We start from the raw sequence: 14167 nt of genomic DNA, 5'->3' as shown, positions 1-14167 counted from the left end.
TGCGGGTGCTGTTCCAGAGTCCAAGGTCCCACCGTGGCCCCGCGGTGTTTATGGGCGGACCCGGAGGACGGCCGAGCCGGTAATCCTGTCCGCAGCGAGATCCTCGAGGGCCGTGTCCGCGGCATCGAACGGGTAGGAGGTGGTGGTTGGTGTCAGTGGAATCCTGGCCGCGAGGGCCAGGAACTCCTTCCCGTCAGCCCGTGTATTGGCCGTAACGCTGCGGACCTGGCGCTCGTAGAACAGGTGGGCCTCATAGTTCAGTGGCGGGATGTCGGTGAGGTGTATACCAGCAACCGCCAGCGTCCCGCCGCGGTCAAGGGCAGCGAGCGCGGCCGGCACCAGGCCGCCCACAGGGGCGAACAGAATGGCCGAGTCAAGCGGCACCGGAGGAGTGTCATAGGCGTCGCCGGCATATTCGGCACCCAGCTCCAGGGCAAGGGCACGGGCCTCCTCAGAGCGGGTCATGACAAAAACGGATGCCCCCTGGTACACGGCCATCTGCGCGGTCAGGTGGGCGGAGCTGCCGAACCCGTAGATGCCAAGGCGCCCTCCGGCCGGGAGGTTGGCGCGTTTCAATGCGCGGTAGCCGATAATGCCCGAGCACAGCAGCGGCGCAGCCTGTTCATCGGTGAAGACGTCCGGAATGAGGTACGTGAAGTCCTCGGAGACGGTGAGTTTTTGGGCGTAGCCGCCGTCCTTGTCCCAGCCCGTGAAGACGGGCGCCGAGCACAGGTTTTCGTCCCCGCGGCGGCAGTACGCACACCTCCCGCAGACACCGCCCAGCCACGCTACGCCCACCCTGTCGCCCGGCGCGAACCGGGAGGCCTCCGGTCCTGTTTCCACCACCACGCCTACCGCCTCATGGCCCGGGACAACTCCGGGGCGGCGCGGTTGCAGGTCCCCTTCGGCCAAGTGGAGGTCGGTCCGGCAGATTCCGCAGACGCTGACGTCCACCAGAAGTTCATTGGCCGCGGGCAAGGGGTCCTCTCGGGTGCCCTTGACCAGGGGACGTGCAGATATGGGGCCGGGCCGGCCCACCCACCATGCGAGCACGCTGTCCTCCTTCCGCCGCCTTAGTCAACAATGGCCGGGGCCGCGATGCGCATGCCAGAGCCGAAGGTCACCAATGCCATCAGTCCTCCGGGCGTCCGGCGAGGCGCCGCTGGAAGTACCGGATGGCTTCGATGACCAGGCTGCCGGCCACGGCCACGGTGACGGACGCGGCCAAAAGATCCGTGGGCGGCCAGTCCAGCCGGAAGAATCCTTTTGCCGGGGGCACGGTGAACAGGAGCCCCAGGCCCCCGTACATGCCCGCCAGGATCAGGGTCTTCGTCCAGTTGAGCGGCCGGGATGCCGTCACGAGGATCCAGGAGGCCACCAGGGCCAAGGTGATGACGGCGGCCGACTGCGTGGCTTCGGCACTGCCGGGTGCGGCGAAGTGCGCGTACATGCTGACAGCGAGCACACACAGGGCGCCACACAGTCCGGCCGGTACCGAGAAGGCCAGCGAGCGCTTCAGGAATCCGGGCTCATACCGCTGCGCGCCGGGTTGCAGAGCCAGGAAGAATGCCGGCAGGCCGATCGTCAGCCCGTCGAGGACGGACATCTGGCGCGGAAGGAACGGAAAGGGCCACAGGAGCAGGGCAAACGTCAACGAAATGACCGTGATGTAGACGGTCTTGCTGAGGAACACCATGGAGACCCGCTCGATGTTGCTGATGGCCCGCCGGCCTTCGGCAACGACCGCGGGCAACCTGTCGAAGCGCCCGTCCAGGAGGATAAGCCGGGCTACTGCCTTGGTGGCCGGTGACGCAGTGTCCATGGCAATGCCCAGATCGGCTTCCTTGAGTGCCAGCACGTCGTTGACCCCGTCGCCTGTCATGGCAACCGTATGCCCGCGCCGCTTCAGCGCCTGGACCATGTCCCGCTTCTGGGACGGGGACACGCTTCCGAAAACGTGGTGGTTCTCCACTGCTTCTTCAAGCAGCAACGGGTCCGTGGGCAGGTTCCTGGCGTCGTAGGCTTTGCCCGTCCCGATGCCCACTGCGCGTGCGAGCACTGCCACGGTGCGGGGGTCGTCCCCGGAAATGATTTTCAGGCCCACGCCCTGCTGCCGGAAGTAGGCGAGGGTTCCTGGCGCTTCCTTCCGGATATCCTCGCGGAAGGTCAGCAGTACCACCGGAACGAGTCCAGTGGGCAGTGCTCCGCCTTTCGCGGACACGGGAAGGCCCCCGGGCATGTGGGCGAGCGCCAGCGTCCGCAGGCCGGTAGAAGCCAGCGCTGCGGCGCTCCGGCGGGCGTGGGCACTGGAGGACGAGTCCGCCAGGACAAAATCCGGCGCCCCAAGAACCCATGTTCCGGCGGCCGGCGAGCCCGGCGGGAACGTCACCGAACTCCATTTCAGGGCGGAGGTGAAGGGCACGGATGACGTTTCCGGCAGGACGTCGGCCGCGGGAAACGCGTCACCGATGGACTTGGCGGTGGTGCTTGCTTCCTCCTTGGCGCCGAACCATTCAAGGGCCTTCCGCCATCCCTCGGCCGCGGGCACGCCGGCGTCGTGCACTGCGTTGAACGCCATGGCGCCGGAAGACAAGGTGCCGGTCTTGTCCAGGCACAGGACATCCACCCTTGCCAGTACTTCCACGGCCGCAATTTCCTGGACCAGGACCATATGGCCGGCCAGGCGTACCCCGCCCACCGCGAAGGCCACGCTGGTCAGCAGGACCAGGCCAAGGGGAATCATGGACATGATGCTGGCCACCAGTCCCACTGCCGCGGGTATCCACTGCCCGGAACTGAAGGCAGCCGCCCAGCCGCCGGCGTTTTGGACCTGGGCATGGGTGACCAGGACCGCAGTAGGCAGGAGCAGCCAGGTGATCACGCGAAGCACCTTGTCCAGGCCGGAGCGTATCTCGGACGTGACCAGGGCGAACCGCCTGGCTTCGGCAGTCAGTTTATAGGCGAACGTCTGGGGTCCCACCCGGACCACCGCCGCCCGTCCGCTTCCGGCCATGATCAGCGACCCGGAGAGGAGCACTGCTCCCGGACGCTTGGGAACCGGCGCCGACTCCCCGGTCAAAAAGGATTCGTCTGCCTCCACGTACCCGCCGTCCAGGAGCCGCACGTCAGCGGCCACCTGTTCGCCGGCGCTGAGCAGGACAATGTCATCCGGGACCAGGGCCTCCGCCGGGACCAACCGTGGGCTGCCGGCCCGGACCACCCTTACCTGTGCCGCGTGGAGAATGGCCAGCCTGTCCAGGGACTGCTTGGCGCGGTATTCCTGGATGATTCCGATCAGGGAATTCCCCAGTGCTGAGAAACCAAACAGCGCGTCCCGCCACTGGTCCAGCACCAGCAGCAGGACAAAGCAGCCAGCCACGATGGCGTTGAAGAGTGTCAGGACATTCGCCCGGACAATGTCCCACACACTGCGGCTTGTTGCCACGGGGATGCTGTTGATCCGTCCGGCCCTGGTCCGGGCCAGGACCTCGTCGGAGGAGAGTCCGTCCACCGCTGGCTGTCCCGCCGGCGCACCGGACCCCACGTGGCCTCCGGTGCTTTCCCCTTTTTCAAACATCATGTGGAGCGCAGAGCCCACCCGTCATGTGTCATGCCGGGACTTCTTCAACCGGGTGATGACCGTGGGGCAGGGAGGCTGGGTGAGGACACCGTGCGCCGTCGATCCGAGCAGGAGCCTGCCGAAGCTGCCCCTGCCCCGGCTGCCCAGGACCAGCAACCGGGCGTCCGCGGCTGCCCGGACCAGGGCGTCGGCCGGTTCCATGACGGTTTCCAGGATTCCGTGTACCACCAGGCCGGGGTAGTCCTGGCGGAGCCCGGCGACTGTCTCGGACAGGACTATCTGTTCCTCTTCCACCACATGCCCCGCAAAGCTGCTGGACGGGAGGCCCGCTTTGATCCAGCGGTTGGGGCCGGTGAACGCATACAGGACGGTGAGTTCCTCACCCAGTGCATCAGCCTCGGCCGCCGCGAAGGCCACGGCCTGGGTGGACTCTTCCGACCCGTCAACACCCACCACAACACCCTGCCCGCTGCTTTGGCCTGTCCCGATCACCGCTACCGGGCATTCAGCCGTGGCGGCTGCCTGGAGTGCCCGGTCGGTCAGTGCGCCGCGGGAGTGGCCGCTGCTGCCCAGGACCAGCATCGAGGCGTCCTTCGAGTACTTCCCGAGTGAAGCCCCGACGCTTCCCTCCAGCAGTTCCTGCGACACCTGAAGGTCCGGTTCGGCGCTGCTCACCGTTTCGTCGGCTTCCTTCAGCATGTCCATCGCGGACTGGCGCAGGACGTCGATGTAGGGGAGCGCTTCGATCCTTTCGCCTGCCATCCAGCGGTCGTCGAGGACATGCAGGATTGCCAGCGGAACCTTTTGCCGCCGTGCGCGGGCCGCTGCCCACAGCAGGGCCGCCTTGGAAGGGGCGGAGTCGGCGATGCCGACGGCGACTGGCTTGTGTGCGTCCATGGGGTACCTTCCGTGGTGCTGCTGGTGGTTGAGAGTCTTAGTGCCGGAAAGGGCTTCAGGCCCTGTCGACCGGTTCCTGCGGGGCCCACCACCGGGTGGGCGGGGTGATGAAGAATCTCCTCCCGGTGATCTCCTCCGGTGTTACCCGGATGAGGCTGTCCTTGGGGCCAGCCTGCCAGGGAGACAAACCTGCGTCGGAGGCATCCTGGAAGTCTTCGGTGTCGTCCACAACGGCCGCGTGCCCCTTCACCACCACGCTCCAGGCAATGGTGCCGTACTGGTTCAGGCCGTCGGCCTCCAGGGACACTGCTTTGCGGCCGGCCACTGCGTCCATTTTGGTGCCCGGGCCGGTGCGGATCAGCAGGGTGCCGTTGCTGGGCACGAAGTTGACCGGGAAGATCTCCACCGTGTCGCCGCGGGTGAAGGCCATCCTGCAAACGGACGTTGACCGCAGGTATCTCCAGCAGTCATGCACGCCAAGGTTTTCGGGTTCCGGTTCTGTTGCAGCTGTGTCCATGGCCGTAGCCTAGGACCCGGAGCGGGGCGGGGCTAGGGAAGAAGGTCCTGATGCGCCGGGTGCAGGCGGCTGCTGCCGTCCGTCCTTCCGTAATTGGGGCATTTCAGACCTTGACTTACTCTCCTAGACTGGTGCCGGACGCCGCTTCGAATGAGGCGGAAGCGGCGTTGCCCGGGGGAACCTACCTCCCGGACGCGTGCAACACCGCTGAGGGCCCGCAACGACGCAGGCACTTTCCACAGGAGGTCGGACATGAGCACTGAGCCGTGGAGCTCTCCCATGAAGGAACGGGCCGAGGATCTCCTTCGGGACTTTGTTGCCCGTGCAGATGAGCTGCTGCAAACCCAGGAACGCATGAACGGCCTGCTTGCCGCCGTCGTCGCATTGGCCCAGGACCTGAGCCTTGAAGCCGTGCTGGACCGCCTGGTCCGGTCCGCGTGTGAACTTGTGGGCGCGAAGTACGGGGCGATGGGCGTGATCGCGGAAGACCGCAGCCTGAGCCACTTCATCACGGTGGGAGTGGATGAGGAAGACATCAGGTCCATTGGGGACCTGCCTACGGGGCACGGCGTCCTTGGCCACCTGATCCGGGAGCCGCAGCCATTGAGGCTGCACGATCTCGGCCAGCACCCGATGGCCTCAGGCTTTCCGCCCAACCATCCCCCCATGAGTACCTTTTTGGGAGTTCCGGTCCGTGTCCGGGACGAAGTGTTCGGAAACCTCTACCTGACGGAAAAGGACGGCGGACAGGACTTCACGCCGGAGGATGAAGACCTTGCCGTGGCCCTGGCCGCTGCCGCCGGTGTGGCCATCCAGAATGCCCGCCTGTTTGAGGACAGCAAGCGGCGCCAGAAATGGCTGGAGGCAGGGATGGAACTGAGCAGCCGGCTGATCATGGCACCGCACCCCGGCGACTCGGACAACCTTGACCTGGTGGCTGAAACAGCCTTGCGGGTGTCAGAGTCCGCGCTGGCCGTGATTGCTGTTCCTGCTGGTGACGGGGTCCTCAGGTGCAGGTCCTCCCTGGGCGTCCAGGGCCTGCAGGCGGGGCAGGAGATTGGTGCTTCGGACGCCGTCTCCACGGTCATCGAGACGGGGGAGTCCCACGTGGTGCGTGATCCCCAGCGGGTCTTCGGCGATGAGGTGGCAGAAAAACTGGGTTCGGTGCTGGTCTGCGCCATCGGCCACAGCAACAGCGAGAACGGCGTTTTGCTGCTCGCCCGTCCACAGGGCTCAACTGCCTACAGCCAGGCCGAAGGGGAGTCCAGTTCGATTTTCGGGAGCAGGATCGGGCTGGCACTCGACCTTGCCCGTGTCCATGCGCTCCGTGAGCAGAACCTCCTGTTCACGGACCGGGAACGGATTGCCCGCGACCTGCACGATCTTGTCATCCAACGGCTTTTCGCCTCCGGACTGAGTATCCAGAGCCTCCGCCGCTACACCCTGGATCCCATAGCGCACGAACGCATTGCCACGGTCACGTCCGAACTGGACGACACCATCCGGAAGCTGCGGGACACCATCTACTCGCTTCGGACGGGGGAGGAAAACCTTGAACCGCTGACAAACCGCATCCTGGGGGTGGTCCAGGACAACTCCCGCAGCTATGCCGTTGAACCAGAAGTGGCTTTTTCCGGTCCCGTGGACACCGTCCGGGAAAACGTTGCCGGCCATGTGCTTTCCGTGCTTTCGGAAGGACTGAGCAATGCTGCCCGCCACTCAGGTGCCAAGGAGATACGGGTTGCGGTGTCCGTGACCCAGCGGCAGGTTGAGCTGGTGATCCAGGACAACGGGTGCGGTTTCGAAGAACCCGCACGGGTGAGCGGCCTGGCCAATATGCGGCACCGGGCAGAGATGCTGGGCGGCAGCTGCACCATCCGGAGCGCGCCAGGGGAAGGCACCCGGATCACGTGGACCGCCCAGCGTCTGTGACGGAACCGGACAGCTGCCGGCCCTGGCGCCGCCCGCCAGCCGCGGATCCTGGGGACAGGTTATTGCCCGTCCGTGGTGTTGCGCGTGACGTACACGGCAGCCTGTGTCCTCCGCTCGAAGCCCAGCTTCGCCAAAATGGATGACACGTAGTTCTTGACTGTTTTCTCGGCCAGGAAGAGTTCCTCGCCGATCTGGCGGTTGGTCATGCCCTGCCCGATGAGTGTCAGGACCTTCTTCTCCTGGGCACTGAGTGCATCCAGCCGCGGGTCCGTTGGGGCCTTGGAAAGTCCGGCGATGATCCGCTCCCGTACGCCGGGCTCGAAGAGGGACTGTCCCGCGGCCGCCTTGCGGATACCGGCGAGGAGGTCATCGCTCCTGATCTGCTTGAGGATGTATCCCGATGCTCCTGCCAGGACGGCGCCGCGGATGGCCTGCTCGTCGTCATAGCTTGTCAGGATGAGGCAGTGCAGGCGGGGGTCCAGCGAGCGCACATCCCGGCATACCTCGATGCCGGTGCCGTCGGGGAGCCGTCCGTCCAGGATCGCGATATCCGGCTGCAGCGCGGGAATGCGGCGCGTGGCCTCCGCCGCGGATCCGCTCTCACCGACTACCTCGAACCCTTCGCCCTCAAGGAGGTCCTTCAGCCCCTGCCTGACAAGTTCGTGGTCATCGAGAATGAACACGCGCAGGGGCTCCTGGGGACCTGCAGCCCCTTCCGGGCCCGACTCATGCCTTTGCACCCTATGCTCCCTATTGTCTTAAGGACTATGCCTGCACGGCTGTGCAGGCAGCCCGTGCCAGGGGCCTGGTCCCATCTTTCCGCCTGTGCGGACCTGCAGGAAGGGACCAAAGTCGCGAATCCTGATCATACAACCGTCGCCCCTCGCCGGCGTCTGCCCGTGGGGGAACCTCTGCCCGCACCCGGCGGTGACTTTCGGCCCTATCCCGCTTCCCGGACCCTGTACAGTCTGGGAGCAGACCAAACAGATCGGAGCCACATGGACGCCCCCGAGGAGCACCCCAGGATTGTTGTTGGCGTGGACGGATCCGACGCCTCGATCGCGGCCCTTCGCACAGCCGTGGACCTGGCCGGGCCCCTAGGCGCAACAGTGGAAGCGTGGGCATGCTGGGACGTTCCTCCGGGCTATGGGCTCTACCTTGTGGTGGGCATCGAAGGCTTCGAATACGCCGCCAGTCAGTCACTGGAGCAGGCCCTTGCGGACGCTTTCGGCCCGGAGCTGCCGGCATTTGTCCACCCGCGGCTGGTACGGGGCAAAGCCAGTGAGCAATTGATTGAGGGGAGCCGGAACTCGTCCCTCCTCATCGTGGGGCGGCGCGGTCATGGCAGCCTGGTGCTGGGCTCGGTGAGTTCGGCGTGCGTCAGCCACGCCCACTGCCCGGTCCTGGTGGTCCACGCCCCGGTGGAAGCAGCGCACCGGAAAAGCCGCGGCGGGCAATAAGAGACGTGTCATCAGCGATGCTGCGTGCCGTCGTCGTGCGTCCCGGCGTGGCGGCCCGTGCCTTCTCCGGTCAGTTCGTGAAGCCCCTGCACGGACGCGGCGAGGGACATGTCCGGGGACTCGACGATGAAGGGCATCAGGAGGCGGTTTTCCTTGTCCAGGTGCAGGGCAAACAACCGCTGGATGGCAGAAGCTGCCACCGCGGCGGCTAGTCCGTTGGAGGTTCGCAGTTCCTCCACGAGGTCCACAATGACGCGGTGTTCGGCCAGCATCCCCTCCACCAGGAGCCTTCCCTCGGAGGTAGCGTGCGGTCCGCCGTACAGGGGACCCTCCTCGGCCAGGGCATGGGGGATGAGGTTGCTGTCGCACCAGTCCAGGAGTGTTGCCTGCGCTGTTTCTTCGGCGGAGGCATCACGTGCCTCCACTGCTTTCATCAGGAGGGCAACGAGTCCGTTCAGATGCTTGAGCATGTGTGCGTGGTGTCTTTCAACCGCCTGGAGTGCTTCTGCCTCGGCGGCAGCGTCCTTGTCCTGGTTCATGGTCCCTTCCTCATCGTCTTTTCCCAACCGTCCCTTCCCAACCGTCCCCTTCAGGGGTGCCGCGGGCCTGTGCCTGCAAACTGCCGGCAGCGTCCCACCCGTTCCTGGCGTTAACTATGGGCAGTGGGGCCGGGCGCGTGGCAGAGCCGTTGGTCCCCTACCTTGGAAGAAGCATGAAGGGAGGGCTGTGCCTGGTGTGTGCTGACTTAGCTGATTCGCCGCGCAGGACCGCCTTTCTTGTCCGCTGGGTGGCGTGGGTGAGCGCGGGCGAGAGCCTCGGCTTCCTTGCCCCTGCGGCGGCCCAGCTCGTTTCGGTTGTCTTCTGGCCGGTAGCCGGGGTTCCGTTGCTGGTGCTTGCCGGCTTTGTAGAGGGTGCCGTCCTGGGGTGGTTCCAGGTGCGTGTTCTTAGGACCAGGCTTCCCGCCGTGTCCGTACGGCGCTGGGTCCTGCTTACAGCAGCGGCGGCTGCTCTTGCCTGGACGGTGGGCCTGTTGTCCTTCAGCAGCGAGTCCTGGCAGGGGTGGCCGGCAGCAGCCCAAATAGTTACGGGAACCGGGGCCGCACTGGTGCTCCTGGTCTCGATCGGCCTGGCGCAATGGTTCGAACTGCGCCGTCATGTCCCCAGGGCCTGGCGGTGGATCGCCGGAAGCGCCGCCGCCTGGGCCGTGGGACTGGGCGTTTTCATGGCCGTTGCGACTCCGCTGTAGCAGCCCGGCCAGGACTTGTGGCTGACAGCCACCATTGGAATAGGGGCGGCGGTCCTGATGGCGGTGGCCATGGCCGCAGTGACCGGACTGGTGCTGGTCCGGCTCCTGCCAAAGCCATGAGGCCCGCTCCTGCAGTACCTGGAACGGCGGGACCTGGCTAGAACGAGTGGCGCCTGAAGCGCTTGTCCACGGCGACGACGAGTGAAGCCAGCACTGCGATGCCCAGGATCCGCAGCCAGGTCTCCGCGCCGAGGGGGGCTGTGTGGAAGAGTTCGTTCATTACGGGGGAGTAGGTGATGGCCAGCTGGCCGGCCGCCTGGACCAGGACACCGAGAACCACCCAGCGGTTACTGAAGAAGCCGATCCGCCACACGGACCGGGTGAGGGAACGGCAGCTGAAGAGGTAGAACGTCTCCACCGCCACGAAGAGGTTGACTGCAGCGGTCCGGGCTTCGGCAAGCGACGCACCACCGGCCAGTTCGAGTTCGAAAATCCACCAGGTGCCTGCCACAAGGAGCGTGGAGACCAGCAGGATCCGGAGGGTAAGGGTCCAGGTCAGGAGTGGGCGGCCGGGTGTCCGGGGAGGCCGGGACATGAGGCCGGGCTCCTTCGGCTCGAACGCCAGCATCAGCCCCAGGGCCACCGCTGTGGTCATGTTGATCCACAGAATCTGCGTGGGCAGGACGGGAAGGGTCGCTCCGGCCAGGATCGCCACGAGGATCACCAGGCCTTCCCCCATATTGGTGGGCAGGGTCCAGACGATGAATTTGGTCAGGTTGTCAAAGACGTTCCGGCCTTCCTCGACAGCCGCCTCGATGGTGGCGAAGTCGTCATCTGTCAGGACGATGTCCGAGGCCTCCTTTGCCACTTCCGTTCCAGACCGTCCCATGGCGATCCCTACGTTCGCCTGGCGCAGTGCCGGCGCGTCGTTGACGCCGTCGCCCGTCATGGCAGCCACGTGCCCCCGGGACTGGAGCGCACCGATGAGGCGGAGCTTCTGCTCGGGCGACACCCGTGCGAAGACCGTTGCGCGCTCCACCGCATCGGGCAGCTGGTCCTCGGGGATCGCGTCCAGCTCCGTTCCCGTCAGCGCGGTCCCGTCTGTCCGGTCCGCAGTGATGCCCACTGCCCTGGCGATCGTGGCTGCAGTACCAACATGGTCCCCGGTGATCATCTTGACGGCTACCCCCGCCTGGTGGCAGGCACGCACTGCTGCCGCCGCTGCCTCCCGCGGCGGATCGAACATCGCCTGGAGCCCCGTCAGCGTCAGCTGTCCGCGCAGGTTTGCCTCGGCAAGGGAGGTGCCGGCGGGCAGGTGCATTATGGCCGTGGCCAGGACCCTCAGGCCGGTGCCGGCAAACCGGTGCGCAACCTCCAGGACCGCCTGCCTGTTGAGGCGCCCGTAGTCACCGGGGCCGTCCATCTGCCAGGCACACAGCTCCAGCACCCTTTCCACGGCTCCCTTGACCAGGACGGTGTCCTGCCCTGTGCCACTGGCGTCCGGGAACCGGGGGGAGTGGACCGTGGCCATGTACTGGCGCTCCGAGGTAAAAGGCAGGGCGGCGCGCCGCGGAGTGGAGGCGAGGAACTGCGCGGTATCCACTCCGCCCTTCCCGGCAGCCACCAGCATCGCAGCCTCCGTGGGATCCCCCTGGACGCGCCAGGCGTCGCCCTCCCTCACCACCCTGGCGTCATTGCAGGCGCCGCCAGCCAGCAGGGACCAGTGCAGCGCGTCGTCCTGCGCCGCCTTCGCCGTTCCTTCAGCCCCTTCCGCGGCGCCCTGGACACCAGGACGTGCCGGAAGGACGCGCCCCTCCGGGCCATAGCCGGAGCCTGTCACGTCGTAAGCGCCGGATGAAGTCCACAGTGCCCGCACCGTCATCTGGTTTTCAGTGAAGGTGCCGGTCTTGTCCGAACAGATGACCGTGGTGCTGCCCAGCGTCTCAACAACCGGCAGCCTGCGCACCACTGCGCGGCGCCGGGCCATCCGGCGGACACCGATGGCGAGCGTAACCGTGACTGCCGCGGGAAGGCCTTCGGGGATTGCCCCCACCGCGAGCGCGACGGCGGCGGTAAACATTTGTGCCGGCTGCTGGCCGCGTGCCACGCCTGCAAGGAAAGTCACGGCGGCAAGTGCCAGGATGGCCACCGTCAGCGTCATGCTGAAGTGCGCCAGCTTTTGTGTCAGCGGGGTGGCCACCTGCTGCACCGAGCCCATCAGCCGGTGGATCTCACCGAGTTCCGTCTCGCCACCGATGGCGACGACGACCCCCGCGCCGGTGCCGGCCGTCACCAGGGTGCCGCTGTAGACCATGTTCCGGCGGTCCGCCACCGGTGTGGTCGGGGGAAGGACCACCTCGTTCTTCTCTACTGCCTCGGACTCGCCCGTCAGGGCGGATTCATCGGCACGCAGGCCGGACAGCCGGACCAGCCGCAGGTCCGCCGGGACTTTGTCGCCGGCCTCGAGGATTACTAGGTCTCCGGGGACGAGGTCCTCCGAGGGGACCTCTTCCCGTTGCCCGTCCCTGACCACCACAGCGCGCGTGCGGACCAGGGAATGCAGCGCATCGAGGGCAGCCTCCGCCCGGACTTCCTGGACAAAGCCGATCAATGTGTTCACCAGGACGACGGCGAGGATGACGCCCGAGTCCAGATATTCACCCAGGAACAGCGTGACGGCCGCCGCGGCCAGCAGCACGTACACCAGCGGATTGTTGAACTGCCGGGCCAGTTTCCGGAAGATCCCCCCGCCGCGTGAGCGCGGCAGCACGTTGGTTCCGAACTGGGCCTGGCGGCGTGCCACCTCCGTGGAAGCGAGGCCCTGCACGTGGTCCGTCCCGAGCAGCAGGACCACCTCATGCAGGGGAAGCCCGTGGTGTGCGGGATCGGCCGTTCCGTTCGATGCCGGAGCAGGACGCCTGCCGGTGGCTTTTGCCTGCCTGGTCTTCTCCATTAGCGGCCCTTCCTTCTGTTAGGGGGCCAGCAGCGCGTCAAGGGTGGCGAAGCCGTACCCGGCGGCGCTGATGCGGTCGATGATGTCAGGCAGGGCGTCGGCGTCAAGGGTGGAGCCGTCGTCGGGATTGGAACCGATGTGCATAAGGATAATTTCGCCGGGCTGCAGGGCGGCCAGCGTGCGGTCTGCGACGGCCTGGGCGTTGACGCCGCCACTGGTACCTTTCCATCCCAGGGTGTCCACGGTCCACCGGACGGCAACGTAGCCGAGGCTGTTGACAGCGGCAATAGTGCGGGCATCCCTTTCGCCGAACGGGAAACGGAACAGCGGACGGGGGTCGGCCCCGGCTGCCAGGATTGTTTGTTCCGCTCCCCGGACCTGTTGGGCAATCTGCCCGTCGTCCAGGCCGGTGAAACCAGGATGGGTCATGGAGTGGTTGGCCACCCGATGCCCCGCAGAAACGATCTGCTTCACCCCGCCGGGGTTGGCATCCACCCAGTTACCGGTGAGGAAGAACGTGCCCGTGACCCCCTTGGCGGACAGGGTGGACAGGATCTTCGGCAGTCCTGCCGCATTGGCTCCGGCATCGAACGTCAGCGCCACCACGCGCCCCGCGTCCGGAATGACGGTGAGGTCCTGGCTGATCAGCCGGGAGGGGAACGGCGCTGCCGGCGGGACAGGATCCGGTTCAGGGCCGGGCCCGCCGTCCGTTGCGGGGGGCGGGACCGGGACGGGAGGCACAGTGGCGGGAGGCTGGACAGGGTTCTGCCCTGCCTCCGGTGTTTCCGTCGATGCCTCCACAGGCTGGGATGCGGAGGGGTCTGCTGTGGATGGCCGTGTTGTGGCGGGAGGGGCGCTGGAGGCCCCCGGGCCTGGGCTGGTGGAGGCGCCGGGAGAGGAAGGTGCGGCCGGCTGTAGAGAAGTTCCCGCCGGTGACCGCAGCAGTACGGCAAGAACGATGGCCAGGACAATCAGGGCGAGCACGACGGCGGCAGCCGCCATCCGTCGTCGTGCGTCACCCCGCAGCGGCTCCGTCAACGGACTGCGCCTGCCGTAGTCCCGGCCACGTGGACCTCCTTCAGGGTGCCCCCGGGCGATCTTCCGGCGTGTGGACCACCAGCACCGGACAGTGGGCGTGGGCCACCAGGGCTGAGCTGACCGAGCCGAGGAGCAGCCCGCCAAAACCGCCGTGCCCGCGGCGTCCCACCACCACCATGTCCGCATCACGGCTGGCGTCGATCAGCGAGTCCCGCGGGTGGCCGCGGATCAGGTTGGGAAGAACGTTCGACGGCGTCTCGCCGCCGAAAGCCTTCCTGACCGCGTCGTCGAGGATCTCCCCGGCACGCTCCTCGAAGCCTTCGATACCCATCATCACGTAGCCGGCGTAGACCTGCGGGTAATCCCAGTACGCGTTGGCCAGGACCTTGGCACCCAGCGGCGTTGCCAGGCGCTGGGCCTGCCGCAGCGCCTCGATGGACGGTTCCGAGCCGTCGACACCCACAAGGATCCGGGCAAATGGTGTTCCAGCAGTACTCATCTCAGCTCCTCAGGTGACCCGGGCGGTCCTTGGTACATGATGTCC

General features: G+C 66.5%; 12 protein-coding genes. 3 read left to right on the top strand and 9 right to left on the bottom strand.

Annotated elements, in window-relative coordinates; translation table 11 throughout:
• Positions 1–48 precede the first annotated feature (48 nt).
• The 4 genes from ACIQF4_RS05490 to ACIQF4_RS05475 form a co-directional block, all read right to left on the bottom strand.
• Entirely contained in the window at positions 49–1053 is a 1005-nt protein-coding gene (locus ACIQF4_RS05490; RefSeq protein WP_400514389.1) for a zinc-dependent alcohol dehydrogenase family protein, read from the bottom strand.
• Positions 1054–1132: 79 nt separating this feature from the next.
• Entirely contained in the window at positions 1133–3577 is a 2445-nt protein-coding gene (locus ACIQF4_RS05485) for an HAD-IC family P-type ATPase (RefSeq protein WP_400514788.1), read from the bottom strand.
• A gap of 24 nt (positions 3578–3601) precedes the next feature.
• On the bottom strand, positions 3602–4477 hold the full coding sequence (locus tag ACIQF4_RS05480) for a universal stress protein (protein WP_400514387.1): 876 nt from the start codon (positions 4475–4477) through the stop codon (positions 3602–3604).
• 55 nt (positions 4478–4532) lie between these two features.
• Positions 4533–4994, bottom strand: a complete 462-nt coding sequence (locus tag ACIQF4_RS05475) for a pyridoxamine 5'-phosphate oxidase family protein (protein ID WP_400514385.1) — start codon at positions 4992–4994, stop codon at positions 4533–4535.
• 252 nt (positions 4995–5246) lie between these two features.
• Here ACIQF4_RS05475 and ACIQF4_RS05470 point away from each other — a divergent pair, with 252 nt between their 5' ends.
• Positions 5247–6926 (top strand): GAF domain-containing protein, encoded by a 1680-nt coding sequence (locus ACIQF4_RS05470; protein ID WP_400514383.1) that lies wholly within the window; start codon positions 5247–5249, stop codon positions 6924–6926.
• 59 nt (positions 6927–6985) lie between these two features.
• Here the strand turns inward: ACIQF4_RS05470 and ACIQF4_RS05465 are convergent, their stop codons facing one another.
• Positions 6986–7609, bottom strand: coding sequence for a response regulator (locus tag ACIQF4_RS05465; RefSeq protein WP_400514381.1), 624 nt, complete (start codon positions 7607–7609; stop codon positions 6986–6988).
• A gap of 315 nt (positions 7610–7924) precedes the next feature.
• Here ACIQF4_RS05465 and ACIQF4_RS05460 point away from each other — a divergent pair, with 315 nt between their 5' ends.
• On the top strand, positions 7925–8386 hold the full coding sequence (locus ACIQF4_RS05460; protein WP_400514379.1) for a universal stress protein: 462 nt from the start codon (positions 7925–7927) through the stop codon (positions 8384–8386).
• 11 nt (positions 8387–8397) lie between these two features.
• On the opposite strand, the gene ACIQF4_RS05455 is transcribed toward ACIQF4_RS05460, so the two are convergent.
• A complete protein-coding gene (locus ACIQF4_RS05455) occupies positions 8398–8925 on the bottom strand; it encodes a hemerythrin domain-containing protein (protein ID WP_400514376.1) in 528 nt (175 codons plus the stop codon).
• A 257-nt stretch (positions 8926–9182) separates the two neighbouring features.
• Here ACIQF4_RS05455 and ACIQF4_RS05450 point away from each other — a divergent pair, with 257 nt between their 5' ends.
• Positions 9183–9632: a hypothetical protein gene (locus tag ACIQF4_RS05450; RefSeq protein ID WP_400514375.1), complete on the top strand. Its 450-nt coding sequence runs from the start codon at positions 9183–9185 to the stop codon at positions 9630–9632.
• A 157-nt stretch (positions 9633–9789) separates the two neighbouring features.
• Here ACIQF4_RS05450 and ACIQF4_RS05445 read toward each other — a convergent pair whose 3' ends face one another.
• The 3 genes from ACIQF4_RS05445 to ACIQF4_RS05435 are packed head-to-tail and all read right to left on the bottom strand — an operon-like array spanning position 9790 to position 14122.
• On the bottom strand, positions 9790–12585 hold the full coding sequence (locus ACIQF4_RS05445; protein ID WP_400514373.1) for a cation-translocating P-type ATPase: 2796 nt from the start codon (positions 12583–12585) through the stop codon (positions 9790–9792).
• Positions 12586–12603: 18 nt separating this feature from the next.
• A complete protein-coding gene (locus ACIQF4_RS05440; RefSeq protein ID WP_400514370.1) occupies positions 12604–13623 on the bottom strand; it encodes a polysaccharide deacetylase family protein in 1020 nt (339 codons plus the stop codon).
• A 40-nt stretch (positions 13624–13663) separates the two neighbouring features.
• The gene (locus ACIQF4_RS05435; protein WP_400514368.1) at positions 13664–14122 is read right to left on the bottom strand and encodes a universal stress protein; all 459 of its coding nucleotides are present in this window, start codon (positions 14120–14122) and stop codon (positions 13664–13666) included.
• Positions 14123–14167 lie beyond the last annotated feature (45 nt).

The sequence above is a fragment of the Pseudarthrobacter sp. NPDC092202 genome (assembly GCF_044755505.1).
GTDB lineage: Bacteria > Actinomycetota > Actinomycetes > Actinomycetales > Micrococcaceae > Arthrobacter.
Note: the sequence above shows the minus strand (reverse complement) of the source record. Positions and strands in the feature narration are given on the sequence as shown.